Origin of the sequence: Pseudoalteromonas sp. MelDa3 (assembly GCF_002863625.1) — a bacterium.
Classification (GTDB): domain Bacteria; phylum Pseudomonadota; class Gammaproteobacteria; order Enterobacterales; family Alteromonadaceae; genus Pseudoalteromonas; species Pseudoalteromonas arctica.
In genome coordinates this window covers 1-744 of the sequence record NZ_PJBR01000216.1, presented here as the reverse complement: position 1 = coordinate 744, position 744 = coordinate 1, and the positions used below count along the sequence as shown (strand labels likewise).

Here is a 744-nt window from a genome sequence, read left to right as displayed (position 1 = left end):
GTCATGTAAGTGATAACAGTCTAACTATTTTTGACCGATGTTATCTCAGCGCTGAGCTACTGATTAATTGGCGTAAGCAACACCCACAGTCGCACTGGATGGTCCCGATTAAAAGCAACACGCAATACACCGTCATTGAATCTTACTCTGAGCATGACTTCAAAGTAGAGATGAGTGTATCTGCGCATGCCAGAAGACAAGACCCTTCGCTTCCTGAGTGCTGGCAGGCCAGACTGGTTCTTTATCCTGAGCCAATGGGGCCTGGAAAAATAAAAGGTCTGCTGTGCTCTTTGGATGATAAACAGGCTTTTGGTGCGCAGGCCATTCTTGATGTCTATTTCGAACGCTGGGAAATTGAAAATAGCTATGGAGAAATAAAACACCAGATGCTTGAGGATAGTATTCTTTTGCGTAGTCAGACTGTGGATGGAGTCAATCAAGAGCTATGGGGTATATTGCTAGCCTACAATTTAATTCGAGTAGAGATAAGTCGAATAGCCAAAGAGGCTAAAGTCTCCCCGCTGAGAATTAGTTTTGTCATGGCTTTGCGGGATATACAGGATGAGATACTCTGGTGTGCCATCGCTTCGCCAGGTTCAATTCCAAAGAAATTAAGGGCAATGCGAGAACGAGTGAAACGTTATATTCTTCCAGAAAAAAGAAAACGGCCCAAAAGTAGGACCGTTCGAATTTCAAAAACTCGGTACACCATTAAGTCAAAGCATGCTTAACTGAATGGTGTTA

At 43.4% G+C, this 744-nt stretch carries 1 protein-coding gene; it reads left to right on the top strand.

All coding sequences use genetic code 11. From position 1 onward, the window contains the following. The coding region (locus CXF89_RS19210; RefSeq protein WP_145990852.1) for a transposase at positions 1 to 731 on the top strand (731 nt) is incomplete at its 5' end. Between the last annotated feature and the right edge of the window lie 13 nt (positions 732 to 744).